This is a genomic window from Paenibacillus sp. (assembly GCF_035645195.1).
GTDB lineage: Bacteria > Bacillota > Bacilli > Paenibacillales > YIM-B00363 > Paenibacillus_AE.
The window spans coordinates 69,083-83,059 of sequence record NZ_DASQNA010000042.1; the positions used below are offsets into that span (position 1 = coordinate 69,083).

Below are 13,977 nucleotides of genomic sequence, written 5' to 3' on the forward strand. Positions count from 1 at the left end.
CCTAGCTTGCCCTTTGCCGCCTTTGGTTACCCGTCGTATCCATTCGCCTTCTCCCACTCGAATCCGACGAGCTTCCGACCGCCGCCGCCGAACGTGCCGAACCGCAGAACGGCATCGCGTTCCTCGCTCGCGCTCCTCCAACGATGCAGTTCGAAATCCGCGCCTTTCCGCGTCACGACGCCATCCCCCCCGAGCAGCTCCCGGACGGATTCGTACGACATGCCCGTCTCAAGGCGCGCGAAACGGTCCTCCGTCACCGCAGGCGTGTCGGCTAACGGCAGGCCGTCCCCCGCGTACTCCGCCCATCGGAACCGTTCGTCGAAGAAAATGATGCGGTCGCGAGCGCCGCCGATATACGATTTCACCTCGTACATTCCAAGCTCGTAATGATAAATTGGTTCTTGCGCGAACAGCAGACGCACCTCTTCCATGCTAATCGACTCCAGCTCCATCGCGATGAATTTCTCGTATCGGACGGTCGGCTTGCCGAACTCCTCGACGCTCTCCAATTTCGTAGAATACACCGCCTCCGCCCAAACGTCCGGCGTTAGATTGACGCCGGTCTCGGAAATATAGACGCTTCGGTCCCGCTCGTACCAAGCGACATCGACGTACAAGCTTTCGCCGACGAAGCGCAGCGGCACGAGCGTCCTTCCGCCCTCGACGACCGCAGGTTCATCGAGCTCGACGCGGACCGGGTTCCCGATAAGACCGTACACGTTCGCCGTTCGGCTCCCGACTCGCAGTTCGACGACGTTCGGAGCGTCGCGGATCGTCACCTTCCGGTCGGCGGGATCCCAGTCGACGGCCGCGCCGAGCCCCTCGGCAACGACGCGTAAGGGCACGAGCGCGCGGCCGCCCCGGATGACCGCGCCTGCCGCAGCGATCGGTTCCGTATTGACGTACACCCGCACCTCCGGGTCCCCGCGGGCAGCGGAGCTCGATACAGGGTCGATCGGAAATACCAGCAGATCGGTGTCCATTACGTTGACGTTTCAGCCCCCTCGGAGGCTGCGCTTCGCCGCCGGGAACCGACCTCCGCGCTGCCTGTACTACTTCCCCCCGGACGAGCATACCTTGTACTATGCACGGTACAGGCAGGGGGGACGATATGAAGCGAACGGCCGCCACGTTGCAGGTCGCCTTTACCTATATCGGGACGGTAGTCGGAGCCGGCTTCGCGACGGGACAAGAGATCTTGCAATTTTTCACGCAATACGGAAGCATCGCGCTGTTCACCATCGTCGTTGCGACGGCGCTGTTCATCGTGCTGGGCACGAAAATCATGCTGCTGGCTCAGGACATCGGCGCCAAATCGTACGAGGACTTAAACAAACTCCTATTCGGACCCCGCTTCGGCGAGTGGTTCTCGCTCTTTATGCTCGTCGAGCTGTTCTCGGTCGCGATCGTCATGCTGGCCGGAGCCGGCTCCGTGTTCCGCGAGCAGCTCGGGCAGCCGTTCCTGCTCGGCATCACGGTAACGCTGCTGCTCGGCTTTTTCGTCATTTCGCGGGGCATGCGCGGCATCATGGCGGTCAACTCCGTCGTCGTGCCGCTGATGCTCGTGTTCAGCGCCGTCGTGTTTTACCAAACGACGCGCAGCGCCGACTTCCTCGCGTTCGACTGGCTCCGCCAAGACGACCCGTACCCGCCGGGACGGGCGTGGATCGCGCCGCTGCTGTACGCCGCGTTCAACCTCGCGTCGGCGCAGGCGGTGCTCGTGCCGCTCGGCGCCTCGATCCGGGATCGCACGGCGATCCGGCTCGGCGGGCTGCTCGGCGGCATCGGTCTCGGCGCGCTGCTCTTGATCGGGCATGTGTCGCTGTCGGTGCACGCACCGGTCATTTTCAAATACGAAATCCCCATGGGCCTCGTCGTGGCCGGCATGGGGACCGTCATTCATTTGCTCTATTTACTGCTCATCTACGCCGAAATTTTTACGACGTTCATCGCGAACGTCTTCGGCTTGTCGTTGCAGCTGGAACAGCGGCTGCGCCTAAAGCGGCAGACGATCGTGATCGGCGCGCTGCTGCTGTGCTTCGCCGTCAGCTTCGTCGGCTTCAAAGCGCTGCTGTCCACGCTGTACCCGCTGTTCGGCGCGTTAAGCCTGGTGTGGTTCGCGATGATCGTCGCCCGCCGCAGCTTCCCCCGTTGAGGATGCCGGCGCGCCGCCGGCCTTGCCCTCCGCGGAAAGCAGCTTTAGCGTGAGGCCGAGACGCACGAACAAAAATACGCCCGCCAGCGCATTGTAAACGAGGCCGGAAAGCAGGTACCCGTAATGGTAGAACGGGTACGCGTCGCGTTCCCGCAGCACGCCGACCGCGTCCGCGAGCAAAAACAGCGTGCCGAGGACGAACAGGCCGAGCACGACGTAATCGAACGCGGTCCAGCGCGCGAGCGCGGCCCGGAACGACTCGCGCTCCCCGCGAAAGTACGCGTAAGCGGCGAACACGGCGAACCCGGCGACGACGAGCGCCGCGAGCGCCGCCGCAGCGGACAGAATGAAGTACATGAGGTCTCCCGCCTTTCTACGTTAGGAATTAAGCCGGTACGCCAGCCACAGCAGCAGCGCGAACGATGCGGCCGGCAGCGCGGCGAGGATGACCGCCCACGCCCGTTCGGACGGCAGCGGCGCCGGCCGAAGCAGCAGCGCGGCGAGCCGGTACGCCTCGGTTCGACGCCCCTCGCCTTCGCGGGAAGAGGCCGTCCGCGCGACGGTGACGCCTTTCCTGCGCAGCGGCTTCGGCTTCGGGGCTGCGGCCTTTCTCGGCTTGCCGCGTTTCCCGGGCATCGCGGACGTCCCGCCGGACTTCCCCGATGCCGCGCCCTGCGTTCCCGATTCGCCTAGGTGGATGGTGCCGCTTTTCCACCCGACGCGATACGTAATTCTCCGAGGGTCGGGATTCGGGCCTTTCGGCGGCGGCGAGGAATCGTCGTTCATGGCGGCTGCGCCTCCCTTCTTGAAAGCATTCGAAACGGTTGGATACAATAGGTTACAATAGGTTCAAGAGAATACATATTATCTACTATTACGATAAGGCGGTGAACGTTATGACAAGCCATCAAGCCGCGGCTCCGTCCCCGGCGGTCGCCATCACCGGCGGCGCGCAAGGCATCGGGCGCGCGCTCGCTTACGCATTCGCGCAGCAGGGCTATCTCGTCTCGATCGCCGATCCCGATAAGGACGCCGGCTTCGAGGTGATCCGCGAAATTCGCCGCATCGGCGGCAAAGGGCTCTACCTCGCCGCCGACGTCAGCCGCGAGGAAGACGTCGAGCGGTGGCTGCGCATCACGGCCGAAGAATTCGGCGGCGTCCGCGTTCTGATCAACAACGCCGGCATCGGCCGCGGGGGCGACCCGACGGAGCTGCCCGTCGCGGAGTGGGACCGCGTCATCGGCGTCAACCTGCGCGGAACGTTCCTGTGCTCGCGCGTCGCCGCGCGCTATATGAAAAAGCAGCGCCGGGGCGCGATCGTCAACATCGCCTCGACGCGCGCGCTCATGTCCGAGCCGCATACAGAGGCGTACGCCGCTTCGAAGGGCGGCATCCTCGCCTTGACGCACGCGCTGGCCGTCAGCCTCGGGCCGCACGGCATCCGGGTGAACGCCATCTCGCCCGGCTGGATCGAAACGCGCGATTGGCAGTACAGCGCGCGCGCCGCAGAGCCGGTCCATTCCGAACGGGACCGGCTCCAGCACCCGGTCGGCCGCGTCGGCCGCCCGGAGGACATCGCCGAGGCGTGCCTGTACCTCGCCGACGACCGGAAGGCCGGCTTCATGACCGGCCAAAACCTCGTGATCGACGGCGGCATGACCGTCAAAATGATTTACGAAGAGGACTAGACCTAGTCCCCCTTCTCGGCCGCGCCGACGTACAGCCGCTTCAACTGGCGGATGACCCGGTTGAGCGAATATTTCGATTTCGCTTTCTCCCACGCGGCGCGGGACAGCTCGTAACGGAACGCCGGGTCGACCACCACTTGCTCGAGGGCGTCGGCGAGCGCGCCGACGTCGTCGACCGGGACGAGCAAGCCGTTCGCGCCGTGGTCGATCTGCTCCTTGATGCCGCCGACGTCCGTGCCGATGAGCGCCAGCCAGCAGAGCGCCGCCTCGGCGAACACGTTGCCGAACGCCTCCGCCCGCGACGGCAGCACGAACACGTCGAAGAACGGCATGAATTCCTCCGGATGCAGCATGTACCCGTAAAACACGATATCGTCGTACACGCCCAGCGTCCGCGCCAGCTCCTCGAGCTCCTCCCGCATCGGCCCGTCGCCGATAATGTGCAGCATGAACGGCAAGCCTCTCCGCTTCAGCTCCGCGCAAGCGCGCAGCAGCACGTCGAGCCCTTTCGCCGGGACGAGGCGGCACATCGTGATCAGCTGCGGCACCTCGTTCTCGTGCGCCATCGGTTTAAACCGCTTCTCGTCGAAGCCGTTCGGAATGACTAAGATGCGCTCCGGATGCTTCACATAGGAAGACATATAGGACTTGAACGCCTCGGACACCGTCATGAGCCGGTCGACCTGCGCTTCGAGTTCCCCGTACAGCGACGTCAAAAACCGCTCCTCGGGCCCCCCTTCCTTGATGCGCCCGTTCAAAATCAATTCCTTCTCGAAGCTGGAATGCACCGTCATCAGCACCGGCGTATCCGGGAACTGCCGCTTCATGACGAGCGCCGCCACCGGATGGTGAGCGTGAATGACGTCGTAGCCGCCCTTCAGCCTCAGCTTCGTCCACCATTCGTAATCTTTCAGCGTTTGGATATATTTTTCGACGACGGGCACGCCTTGAAACTCACGCCAATCGAACGTCGTAAATTCGAATTCTCCGGTACCTTTCCCCCGAACCCGCTTCGGAATCGAAAACAATTCCATGCTCCAACCCATGCGGACGAACCGATCTTGCACATACGGTACCATCGACGATACCCCGCCGGGCTGCTCCGGCGGAAAAAACAGCGCCTGCAAAACGTTCAACGGCCGTCCCCTCCCAGTTGCCTTAAAACTATCTTAAGGATACCGAAAAACGGCGCCCGGGACAACGAAAAGTCGCCGGAGCGGCGCGGGCGCGGGGAGAGACGGTATTCCCTTTTTCTGTTACAATGGGGTATGGAAGAATAAAGGAGGACCCCGCCTTGGCACGCGAATTGTTCCTGGGGGCATCCGGCGATCTCATTTCGGCGCTGATGATCTTGCTCATGCTGATGCTGATGCTCAGCATGTCGATTCGGCTGATGCTCTCCCGCAAGAAGAAAGCCTACTTCTCGCTTACGTTGTCGCTCCTCCTGATCTCCATCCAATACGTCTTCATCGCGGCGCTCGGCACGCGGTTCAGCGCGGCAAGCGGCGGCATGGACCTGTTCCTCGTCACCAGCTTGGAAACGTTGTCCTTCATCGCGCTGAACGTCGGCTTGTACCAGCTCTACAACACGACGCGGCGCAAAGTGAAATGGTTGACGTTCCTCGGCGTAACGGTGACGCTCCTGCTCGTCGGCGCGCGGCATTACGCGGCGGCGAACTGGCTCCCGGACGCGGCCTTAGACGCCTCCGCGCCGCTGGCGAACGCGTTCTTGAACATTTGGATGGACATCTATTTATATATTTTGATCTTCGTTTGCTACTATTTCGTGACGCCGGTCGTCGGCCAAACGCTGAAGTACCAAACCGCGCTGATCGTGTATTTCCTGACGCATTCCGCGGAGGTGCTGAACGGGTACGTCTACAACGACGCCTCGGAAGGTTTGGAGCTCGCGACGCATTTTCTGCCGGTCGTCTTCTTTTTTATCGTATTTCTCTTTATCTTCGAACGGGTGCTCGAGCTGATGCAGGCCGTCTATCATTCCTCCATAACGGACGGGCTTACCGGGCTGTACAACCGGCGCCTCTTCATGCGCAGGGTGCAGCAGTGCCTGCAGTCGGGCATGCCCGTCAGCGTCATTTTCACCGATATCGATAATTTCAAAAAGCTGAACGACACGCAAGGCCATCAGAAAGGCGACGAAGCGCTGCGCCGCGTCGCGGCCATCGCCGCGGACGTCGCGGAAGAGATCGGCCTCGCGGGGCGGTACGGCGGAGAAGAAATCGTCCTCGTCATCACCGAGCCGAAAATCGATCCCGCCTCCGTCGCCGAACGGCTGCGCGCCCGCGTCGAAGCCGAAGCCGGCGTGACGATCAGCGTCGGCTACGCGAAAGCCCGCAAGGGAGTAACGGCCGAGCAGCTGACGAAGCAGGCGGACGAAGCGATGTATATATCTAAGAAATCGGGCAAAAATCGGGTCACCGCGTACAAGCCCGGCCTCCTCGCAGGCGCCGCCCCGAAGAAGCTTCCAGTCGAATAAGCGCAGCCGTCGCGAGACGCTGCGCTTTCTTCGCCCACAAAATCATCATGCGCCGCAAGGTTCCGTCATAGGCTCTACTAAGAGACTGTCCAAATTCCGACGGGACGCACAGGAGGCGCTATGTTAAAACGAGTGTATTGGGTCGGCACGAAGCAGCCGAACGTCATTACGGCAGGCGTCGGTTTTCGCGCAGGCGATGACGCTCCGTACGAACGGTCCATCGAACGGTGGGAGAAAGAGAGCGACCGGTGGGTGTACAAAGGCGCGCAATCGCCGGAGCGGCAGAAGCAGCTGGAAGCCCATCCGCTCATCAGCGCGCATTTCGAATAACCGGCGTCCCGGCGGCTCGTTCTGCGAGCCGCCGTTTGCTGTTACGGCTCCCGCGCAGGATCGTATTCGCTCAGCTTCCCCTCGTACATCAACCGAAGCCTGCCGCACTGCCGGAAGTCGTCCGGCGTCACGAGCGCCGGCAACTTATCCCACAGCTTGATGCCGGAGCGCTGCAGCATTTCGGCGACGAATTGCGAGCAGAAATACGAATTGCTGAATTCGATCGGCTCGTTCAGCACGATTCCAAAAATGCCTAAAATATTGTATAAATATTTCTGTCGGCTCCGAATGAAAATGTTCAGCACGCGCTTCATTTTCGCGACCTCGCGCTCCGTCACTTTCAGCTCGTAGATGACGCAGGTCGTATTCGGAAATTTGCTGTACGTGCCGGTTTGGATGCTTTCTTTGACGAAGCCCCCGCTGAGCGGATTGTTCGGATGCTTGCGGCCGAAGCTGTACAGCTCCGTCAATTCCCGGTCGAACGAAATGGACGCGTGATTGTACGGGGCTTTCGTGTAGCTTTGGATCGATTTCGTAAACAGGGTGCCCGTATTCGTGAGCAGAATGAACACCGAACGGTCGGCATCCATGGCGCGTCCCCCTTCAGAATTGGCTATACTTCATAGTATAGCCGCTGTCCTGCCCGCTTTCCTACTCCCTTGCAGAAGTTGGTGTCCCGCATGAGCAGCTCGCTCTGGACGTTAGGCCTCATTTTTAGCGGATTGGCCGCCGCGAATGTCGCGTTCGCCATCGTCCGCGCGAAGCAGCCGAACAAAGATTTCACCGCGATCGCGCAGCGGATCAAGACGTGGTGGGGCATGTTTTTCATCTTTTGCCTCGCCACGCTGTTCAACCCGATCGTGTCGCTGCTCTCTTTGATGGTGCTGACGTTTTTCGCGCTGAAGGAATATTTCTCGATGATCAAAACGCGCAAGGCCGACCGGAGACTGTTCCTGTGGGCGTATTTGTCGATTCCGATTCAGTTCTATTGGATCTACATCGGCTGGTACGGCATGTTCATCATCTTTATACCGATCTACGTATTTCTGTTTTTGCCGCTGCCGCGCCTCATCAACAAAGGAACGGTCGGCTTCCTTCGCTCCGTCAGTTCGACGCAGTGGGGGCTGATGCTGATGGTGTTCGGCCTCAGCCATTTGGCGCATTTCCCGTTCGCGACGCCGGAGTACGGCGCCGGGCTCGTCTTGTTCCTCGTCGTGCTGACGCAGCTGAACGACGTCGTTCACTATTTGGTTTCGCTCTATTTCGGCAAAAGGAAGGTCGTCCCGACGGCGAACCCGCTGCTGACGTGGGAAGGCTTCGCCGTGGCGCTGCTAGCGACGACGGCCGCATCGTGGGCGATCTACCCGTATCTCACCCCGCTCGACCCGACGTTCGGCGTCGTCTCCGGCGTGCTCGTCGGCGTCAGCGGCTTTTTCGGGAGCCTGACGATTTCCGTCCTGAAGCGCGATCTGCTGATCGGCGACGACAACAAGTTCGAGGCGCTGAAACAAAGCTATTTGAGCCGCGTGGACAGCTTGACGTACACGTCGCCGGTGTTCTTCCACGTGATTCGATACTATTTCGACTTTATGTAGGGAAAAGGGGGATGCGCATGCGCGTCATCGACGTCGTAGGAGCGGTCATCAGCAACGAGAAAGGGGACGTGCTGTGCGCGCTGCGCTCGTCCCGCATGTCGCTGCCGGGGATGTGGGAATTCCCCGGCGGCAAAATCGAGCCCGGCGAGGAGCCGCGAGAGGCGCTGCGGCGGGAAATCCGCGAAGAGCTCGGCTGCGACATCGACGTCGGCGAGCTGGTGGCGGACCACGTTCACGCGTACGAGAACGCCGTCGTCCGGCTGATCACGTACAAAGCCGTCGTCATCCAGGGCGAGCCTGCCGCTCGAGAGCACGAACGGCTCGAATGGCTGCCGATCGACGCGCTCGACGGCCTCGCCTGGGCGCCCGCGGACGTGCCGACGGTCGACGCGCTGCGCCGGGGGCGGCGGCCGGCCGGCCGGCCGTAGCGTTGCGGGGAAATTACAGGTTTACGCTCGACAAAACGAAGCTGCCGGCTGAATGACCGACAGCTTCTTCGTCGTTACAGCTTCCGCGAAATCGTTTCGAGCAGCGCGACGATTTCCGCAACGCCTCGCAGACAGACGCCGGCTGCCGCGGCGGTCAGCGCCAGCGGGAACAGCAGCGGCCCGAAGGCCTCCCGGAACTGCGGGATCAACAGCGAGACGACGCCTGAGCCCGCCAGCAGCCATGAGAAGACTTTGATTCCGGAAGCGACCCGATTAACGGATACATCCCTATAGTCGAAATCATACCGATCCGGTACGTCCTTGTTCATGCGTCTCCCCTCGCGTTCCGCCAAAGCGCATCTTCGTTCTCACGGGTACTGTCCCCGAGGGAATCTCGTTTTATCCGACGCCTGTGCCGAAACAAAACCGGCCCCCAAAGTCGGGAGCCGGTCGTGACGCGTCAGCGCGCCGAAAATTTGTATGTCGTCGTGTGCCGGTACGTTTCGCCCGCCCGAAGGATCGGGGACGGGAAATGCTTATGCTTCAGCGCGTTCGGGAAATATTGCGTCTCGAGACAAAGCCCCGAGCGCTTGCCGTAGACGGCGCCGCCCTTGCCGATGTCGGAGCCGCCGAGGAAGTTGCCGGAATAAAATTGAATGCCCGGCTTCGTCGTGAACACTTCCATCACCCGGCCCGTCGTCGGCTCGTACACTTCCGCCGCCTTCGCCAACCGACCTCCGCCCGCGTTCAACACCCAGTTATGGTCGTAGCCGCCGCCATTGGCGATTTGTTCGTCACCGCTCGCAAAGCCCGGACCGATCGGCGTCAGCCGGCGGAAATCCATCGGCGTGCCTGCGACGCCGCGCACTTCCCCCGTCGGCACGCACTCGGCGTTGATCGGCGTAAACCGGTCCGCGTCGATCATCAGCTCGTGCCCGCCGATGTCGCCCGCCGCATGGCCGGCCAAATTAAAGTACGCATGGTTCGTCAAATTGACGACCGTATCTTGGTCCGACACGGCCTCGTAATCGATGCGCAGCTCGTTGTCGTCCGTAAGCGTATACAACACCGTCGTGCGGAGCGTTCCCGGGTAGCCTTCCTCGCCGTCCGGGCTGACGTACGCGAGGCGCAGCGCTTCCCCGCCGCCGGCCGCCGGCACGATGTCGGCGTCCCACACGACTTTATCGAAGCCGCGCAGCCCGCCGTGCAGATGGTTGCCGCCGTCGTTCTTCGCAAGGTTGTACTCGACGCCGTTCAGCTCGAACGACGCGCCCTCGATCCGGTTCGCGTGGCGCCCGATGAGCGCGCCGAAGTACGGCCCTTTCTCCAAATAGCGCTCCGCCGTCTCGTACCCGAGCGTAATGTCCTCCAGCTTGCCGTTCCGGTCCGGGGCGCGCAGCGCGACGATGACGCCGCCCAAATCGCTGATGTCCGCGCTCATGCCGGATGCATTCGTCAACGTAAACAGCCGGATCGGCCGGTCCTCCGGCGTCGTGCCGAACGGTTGTACCGCAATGCTCATGTTCTCGCTCTCCTTTGGGGTTTCTTGTCCGCTGCTTCTTATCATAGCGGATTCAAGGCGAAGCGCCAACGGCGAATTGATCGCCGAGCCACGATGCGAACCATTCGTCGAGCTCCCGCCCCGCAGCCGCTTCGGCCGCCGCCGCGAACCCGGCCGTCGTCGCGACGCCGTACCGGAAGGCGTCGTAGTACGACCGCAAGAACGCGTCGAACGTCTCCGCGCCCAGCTCGCCGCGAAGCGCATGCAGCAGCAGGGCGCCCTTGCGGTAATTGCCGCGCCAGTAGTCGCTCCAGCGGTCGTAGTCGGTGACGGGGCCGATGCGCGCGTTCCCGCCGAGGCGGGCGAGGCGCCGCTCGTACTCCGCGTCCAGCCGGCCGCCCAGCAGATACGCGTCCGTCATGTACGTCGCGAAGCCTTCGTCGAGCCACGGCTCCGCGACTTGATCGTTGCCGACGACGTTGTAAAACCACTGGTGCGCGACTTCGTGCACGACGGTTTCGCGTCCCGCTTCCTCGTTCAGCCGATCGGCGCGGACGAAGACGAGCCCCGGATATTCCATGCCGGTCACGAACATCTCGTTCTCGAACAAATCGAGTTCGCCGTACGGGTAATCGCCGACGCGCGTTTCCAGGTAGTCCAGCATCCCGGCCGCATCGCGCAGCGCCGCCTTCGCGCGCGCCTCCGACGTCTTCCGCACGTACACGTTCACCCGCGCGCCGCCCGCCGACGCCGCTTGAAGCAGCCGGTGCTCGGATGTCGCCGCGAATGCGAAATCGCGAACCCGCGGCGCGTCGACGGTCGTGACCGTCAGCCCCCCGTCCGCCGGGACGGCCGTCTCGTCGCCGGTCGCGACGATTTCGAATTCGCTCGGCGCCGTCACCCGCACCCGGTAATCGGCGACCGTCGTGTAGAACGGATCGCCGACCGGCTCGTAGGCGTAATCACGCCAGACGCCGTCGAACACCGCCATCGTCGGCAGCGCGTTGCCGAACCAATAGGCGCCGCCGTCCGCGCCGAACCGATGGCGCACGTTCGGCAGCCGCGCTTCCCACGCGAGCTCGAGGCGAAGCCATTCCCCCGGCTCCCAGGCGTCCGGGAGGGCGAGCGCGATCGACGTTCCGCGCGCGTCGAACGAGACCGGACGGCCGTTCGCGGAGGCGCGGAGGACGGTCAGTCCGCCGCCGGCGAAGTCGTCCGGGTACGCTCGCTCGCGGAACTCCGGCAGCACCGGATCGCTCGCGGCGACCGCATCCCCTTCGAACGCGTTCAGATGCGCGAGCAGCCTCGCCTCGCCGGTCGGCGACGCCACGTCGTTGCGGACGATCGCGGTCGTCACGCCCTCGAGCCGGCGCTCGTCCGGCCGGAAGACGACGTCGACCTCGTAAGTCGTCCGCTCCGGCGGCGGGCTCGGCTGCGCCGGCTCCCGCGCGACGCCAGGCGCCGCAAGCTCCGCTGCCGCCGGTTCCGCCGCGGCGGCCCCGCTCGCGCCCGGCTCCGACGCCGCCTGCGCCGCATCTCCGCCCGCGGCCTCACGCCCCGGCGAACCGCCGTCCGCCGTCCCGCAGCCCGCCGCCAGCAGCGCCAGCAGCGCCAGAAGCGCCAGCGCTAGCGCCGCGGCCCGCAGCCCGGCGCCCCGGCGCCTCATTCGCTCCACAGCCGCCGGAACAGCAGCTGCAGCCCCTCGATGCCGAGCGCCGCGATCAACGAGAAATACAGCCCCGTCAGCACGGCGAAGCCGTACGCGAACAGCTGCACCGCCCCGTCTCGCAGCAAGTAGCCGAGCGCGACGCACGCGATCACGTACGCAGGCAGCGAATTCGAGAACGGAATCGGCAGCGGCAGCATCAGCAGCACCGCCGCGAGCAGCGCGAGCAGCGCATGGAAGCGCAGCATCCCCTTCGAACCGACGAGCGCGGCCATGCGCCCCGGCTTCGAGCGCCGCTCCAGCTTGCGGAACAGCCGAATCGAGCCGCCGAACAGCATCGACACGCCTTTGCGCGGCAGCGCGAACCGCGCGATCCGCTTCGGCACGGCCATCTCCCGATCGAGCAGCAGCCCGATCGCCAGCAGCGCGAGCAGCAGCCCGAACGGCGTACTGACGCCCGGCAGCGCGATCGGCTGCAGGAACGGCACGCTCAGCACCAGCAGGATAAAATACGATCCGCGTTGATTCAGCGCCCCGAGCAGCTCGCCGACGGTGAGCTGCTCCCGCTCCAGCTCGCGCCGCAGCTCCTCGAGCACGTCCGAAACGTTCGGCTCCCCAGCGGGGGCCGGCTTCGCGCGGCGCTCGCTAAGTTTCATATCCATATTAAATCACCCGACCCTCCCGGCGCAGCCAACGATACAGCAGCCCGCCCGCTGCGGCGCAGGCGAACGCATTGACGCCGATCATGAAATATCCCGCGCGGAAGCCGAACACGTCGGTCGCCGCGCCGATTAAGAAATTGCCCGCCACTCCGAGTATGCCGATCGTCGTCACCGTGAACGTGATCGCGGCTTCCGTGCCGACCGGGTACCGGCGGGCGAGGAACGCCATGACCGTCGGGTACACCGGCGCGATGCCCGCCCCGGCGAGCGCGAGCAGCGCGGCGCCCGGCTCCCCGAGCAGCACGCCCGTGCACGTGCATAGGCCGGAAAAGCCGGCGAACGCAATGACCGACCGGACGAAGCCGAACCGATCCGTCAGCGGCCCGAGCACGAGACGAGCGGCCATGAAGCAGAAGAAGAACGAGGACAGCATCCAGGACGCGCGAGCGTTGTCCCAGCCGTACGCGCGTTCGAGGAAGTTGACGAGCCAGCCGCCGGCCGCCATCTCCGCGGTTACGCCGCACGAAAGCATGACGACGACGCACCAAGCGATTTTGTCCTTCGCGAAGCCCCGCCACGTCACGCGCTCCTGCCCCGGCTCCCCTTCCTCCCTCGGAAACTTCGAGAGCAAGGAAGGCAGCATCGGCAGGACGCACAGCGCCAGCAGCACGGCGTACATGCCCCGCCAGCCGAGCGCGCCGCCGCCCGGATCCCATCCCATCAGCGCGGTGGCCGCCAGCGGCGCCGCCGTCGAGCTAAGTCCGTAGAAAAAATGCGACAGGTTCATCATGAACCCGGTATTGCGCGTGAACAGCTTCGCGCTCAGTACCGCCAAGGCGATCTCGAGCAGCCCGTTCCATAAATACAAGAAGAAGAACGCCGCCGCGAACAGCGCGAACCCCGGCGCCGAGCCGATCAACCAGCCCGAGGCGGCCATGAACCCGAACGACAGCAGCAGCGCCGTCCGGAGGCCGATGCGCCGAATGACGCCCCCCGCGAACGAGCACGCCAGCAGGAAGCCGATCGAATTGAACGCGAGCAGCAGGCCGAGCTGCCATTCCTCGAGCCGGAAATCGTCCTGCATCCGCGGCAGCGCAGGCCCCTTCATATTCTCTGAAATACCGAAAATCAAATACCCGCCGAACACGACGCCTAATAATAAATAATAATTCCGGGATTGCCCGAGCTTCCCAAGCCTAGCTTCCTCTAATTGCTGCAAACCGATTCCTCCGATGCGTCGCGGACAAACGCCAAGAATATTAGGAATATAGCTGAAAAAACACCTCTTTCATCATATCAAAAATCGCGCCGAAACTCTCTTCCCTCGTCGCGGTCCACCAAAACTTTACATCAGACAATTTTCCGAAGTTGATGTCATGTAAATTGACAAATATGCAACCTAATATTTAAAATTCTCTTGAAATTTAACTAACCATCAAACATAATGTCATATAT

At 63.1% G+C, this 13,977-nt stretch carries 16 protein-coding genes; 6 read left to right on the forward strand and 10 right to left on the reverse strand.

All coding sequences use genetic code 11. The annotated features are described in order from the left end of the window. Positions 1-26: 26 nt before the first annotated feature. Positions 27-983 (reverse strand): copper amine oxidase N-terminal domain-containing protein, encoded by a 957-nt coding sequence (locus tag VE009_RS24320; protein ID WP_325012248.1) that lies wholly within the window; start codon positions 981-983, stop codon positions 27-29. A gap of 128 nt (positions 984-1,111) precedes the next feature. On the opposite strand from VE009_RS24320, the gene VE009_RS24325 reads away from it, so the two are divergent. Further along, positions 1,112-2,155, forward strand: coding sequence for a hypothetical protein (locus VE009_RS24325; RefSeq protein ID WP_325012249.1), 1,044 nt, complete (start codon positions 1,112-1,114; stop codon positions 2,153-2,155). Here the strand turns inward: VE009_RS24325 and VE009_RS24330 are convergent. Then, the gene (locus VE009_RS24330) at positions 2,102-2,512 is read right to left on the reverse strand and encodes a hypothetical protein (protein WP_325012251.1); all 411 of its coding nucleotides are present in this window, start codon (positions 2,510-2,512) and stop codon (positions 2,102-2,104) included. The two genes, VE009_RS24325 and VE009_RS24330, sit on opposite strands and share 54 nt — an antisense overlap. A 21-nt stretch (positions 2,513-2,533) precedes the next feature. Then, a complete protein-coding gene (locus VE009_RS24335) occupies positions 2,534-2,941 on the reverse strand; it encodes a hypothetical protein (RefSeq protein ID WP_325012253.1) in 408 nt (135 codons plus the stop codon). Positions 2,942-3,051: 110 nt separating this feature from the next. Between VE009_RS24335 and VE009_RS24340 the strand changes: the two genes are divergently transcribed. Continuing rightward, positions 3,052-3,843, forward strand: a complete 792-nt coding sequence (locus VE009_RS24340) for a glucose 1-dehydrogenase (protein WP_325012255.1) — start codon at positions 3,052-3,054, stop codon at positions 3,841-3,843. Positions 3,844-3,845: 2 nt separating this feature from the next. Here the strand turns inward: VE009_RS24340 and VE009_RS24345 are convergent, their stop codons facing one another. Then, complete coding sequence (locus tag VE009_RS24345; RefSeq protein WP_325012256.1) at positions 3,846-4,979, reverse strand: glycosyltransferase family 4 protein; 1,134 nt, start codon at positions 4,977-4,979, stop codon at positions 3,846-3,848. Between the two features lie 158 nt (positions 4,980-5,137). Here VE009_RS24345 and VE009_RS24350 point away from each other — a divergent pair, with 158 nt between their 5' ends. Further along, the gene (locus VE009_RS24350) at positions 5,138-6,340 is read left to right on the forward strand and encodes a GGDEF domain-containing protein (protein ID WP_325012259.1); all 1,203 of its coding nucleotides are present in this window, start codon (positions 5,138-5,140) and stop codon (positions 6,338-6,340) included. A 120-nt stretch (positions 6,341-6,460) separates the two neighbouring features. After that, positions 6,461-6,670, forward strand: a complete 210-nt coding sequence (locus VE009_RS24355) for a hypothetical protein (RefSeq protein ID WP_325012261.1) — start codon at positions 6,461-6,463, stop codon at positions 6,668-6,670. Positions 6,671-6,711: 41 nt separating this feature from the next. On the opposite strand, the gene VE009_RS24360 is transcribed toward VE009_RS24355, so the two are convergent. Further along, the gene (locus VE009_RS24360; RefSeq protein WP_325012263.1) at positions 6,712-7,260 is read right to left on the reverse strand and encodes a hypothetical protein; all 549 of its coding nucleotides are present in this window, start codon (positions 7,258-7,260) and stop codon (positions 6,712-6,714) included. A 90-nt stretch (positions 7,261-7,350) separates the two neighbouring features. Between VE009_RS24360 and VE009_RS24365 the strand changes: the two genes are divergently transcribed. Together VE009_RS24365 and VE009_RS24370 are read left to right on the forward strand one after the other, a co-directional pair. Further along, complete coding sequence (locus tag VE009_RS24365; RefSeq protein ID WP_325012265.1) at positions 7,351-8,265, forward strand: phosphatidate cytidylyltransferase; 915 nt, start codon at positions 7,351-7,353, stop codon at positions 8,263-8,265. 17 nt (positions 8,266-8,282) lie between these two features. Beyond that, positions 8,283-8,693: a (deoxy)nucleoside triphosphate pyrophosphohydrolase gene (locus tag VE009_RS24370; RefSeq protein ID WP_325012267.1), complete on the forward strand. Its 411-nt coding sequence runs from the start codon at positions 8,283-8,285 to the stop codon at positions 8,691-8,693. Positions 8,694-8,767: 74 nt separating this feature from the next. On the opposite strand, the gene VE009_RS24375 is transcribed toward VE009_RS24370, so the two are convergent. The 5 genes from VE009_RS24375 to VE009_RS24395 all read right to left on the reverse strand — a co-directional run bounded on the left by VE009_RS24375 (position 8,768) and on the right by VE009_RS24395 (position 13,741). After that, positions 8,768-9,022, reverse strand: a complete 255-nt coding sequence (locus VE009_RS24375; protein ID WP_325012269.1) for a hypothetical protein — start codon at positions 9,020-9,022, stop codon at positions 8,768-8,770. 131 nt (positions 9,023-9,153) lie between these two features. Continuing rightward, entirely contained in the window at positions 9,154-10,215 is a 1,062-nt protein-coding gene (locus VE009_RS24380) for an aldose epimerase family protein (RefSeq protein WP_325012270.1), read from the reverse strand. A gap of 52 nt (positions 10,216-10,267) precedes the next feature. After that, positions 10,268-11,860: a M1 family metallopeptidase gene (locus VE009_RS24385; protein WP_325012272.1), complete on the reverse strand. Its 1,593-nt coding sequence runs from the start codon at positions 11,858-11,860 to the stop codon at positions 10,268-10,270. Next, on the reverse strand, positions 11,857-12,522 hold the full coding sequence (locus VE009_RS24390) for an exopolysaccharide biosynthesis protein (protein WP_325012274.1): 666 nt from the start codon (positions 12,520-12,522) through the stop codon (positions 11,857-11,859). The genes VE009_RS24385 and VE009_RS24390 overlap by 4 nt, the downstream gene beginning before the upstream one ends. A gap of 1 nt (position 12,523) precedes the next feature. Beyond that, positions 12,524-13,741: an MFS transporter gene (locus tag VE009_RS24395; protein WP_325012276.1), complete on the reverse strand. Its 1,218-nt coding sequence runs from the start codon at positions 13,739-13,741 to the stop codon at positions 12,524-12,526. Positions 13,742-13,977 lie beyond the last annotated feature (236 nt).

What these genes read in the sequence shown, in the direction of transcription:
- VE009_RS24330 (WP_325012251.1), bottom strand. Translation starts at nt 2,512, where the DNA reads ATGTACTTCATTCTGTCCGCTGCGGCGGCGCTCGCGGCGCTCGTCGTC.
- VE009_RS24325 (WP_325012249.1), top strand. Translation starts at nt 1,112, where the DNA reads ATGAAGCGAACGGCCGCCACGTTGCAGGTCGCCTTTACCTATATCGGG.
- VE009_RS24370 (WP_325012267.1), top strand. Translation starts at nt 8,283, where the DNA reads ATGCGCGTCATCGACGTCGTAGGAGCGGTCATCAGCAACGAGAAAGGG.
- VE009_RS24355 (WP_325012261.1), top strand. Translation starts at nt 6,461, where the DNA reads ATGTTAAAACGAGTGTATTGGGTCGGCACGAAGCAGCCGAACGTCATT.
- VE009_RS24320 (WP_325012248.1), bottom strand. Translation starts at nt 983, where the DNA reads ATGGACACCGATCTGCTGGTATTTCCGATCGACCCTGTATCGAGCTCC.
- VE009_RS24360 (WP_325012263.1), bottom strand. Translation starts at nt 7,260, where the DNA reads ATGGATGCCGACCGTTCGGTGTTCATTCTGCTCACGAATACGGGCACC.
- VE009_RS24375 (WP_325012269.1), bottom strand. Translation starts at nt 9,022, where the DNA reads ATGAACAAGGACGTACCGGATCGGTATGATTTCGACTATAGGGATGTA.
- VE009_RS24340 (WP_325012255.1), top strand. Translation starts at nt 3,052, where the DNA reads ATGACAAGCCATCAAGCCGCGGCTCCGTCCCCGGCGGTCGCCATCACC.
- VE009_RS24380 (WP_325012270.1), bottom strand. Translation starts at nt 10,215, where the DNA reads ATGAGCATTGCGGTACAACCGTTCGGCACGACGCCGGAGGACCGGCCG.
- VE009_RS24385 (WP_325012272.1), bottom strand. Translation starts at nt 11,860, where the DNA reads ATGAGGCGCCGGGGCGCCGGGCTGCGGGCCGCGGCGCTAGCGCTGGCG.
- VE009_RS24390 (WP_325012274.1), bottom strand. Translation starts at nt 12,522, where the DNA reads ATGGATATGAAACTTAGCGAGCGCCGCGCGAAGCCGGCCCCCGCTGGG.
- VE009_RS24335 (WP_325012253.1), bottom strand. Translation starts at nt 2,941, where the DNA reads ATGAACGACGATTCCTCGCCGCCGCCGAAAGGCCCGAATCCCGACCCT.
- VE009_RS24365 (WP_325012265.1), top strand. Translation starts at nt 7,351, where the DNA reads ATGAGCAGCTCGCTCTGGACGTTAGGCCTCATTTTTAGCGGATTGGCC.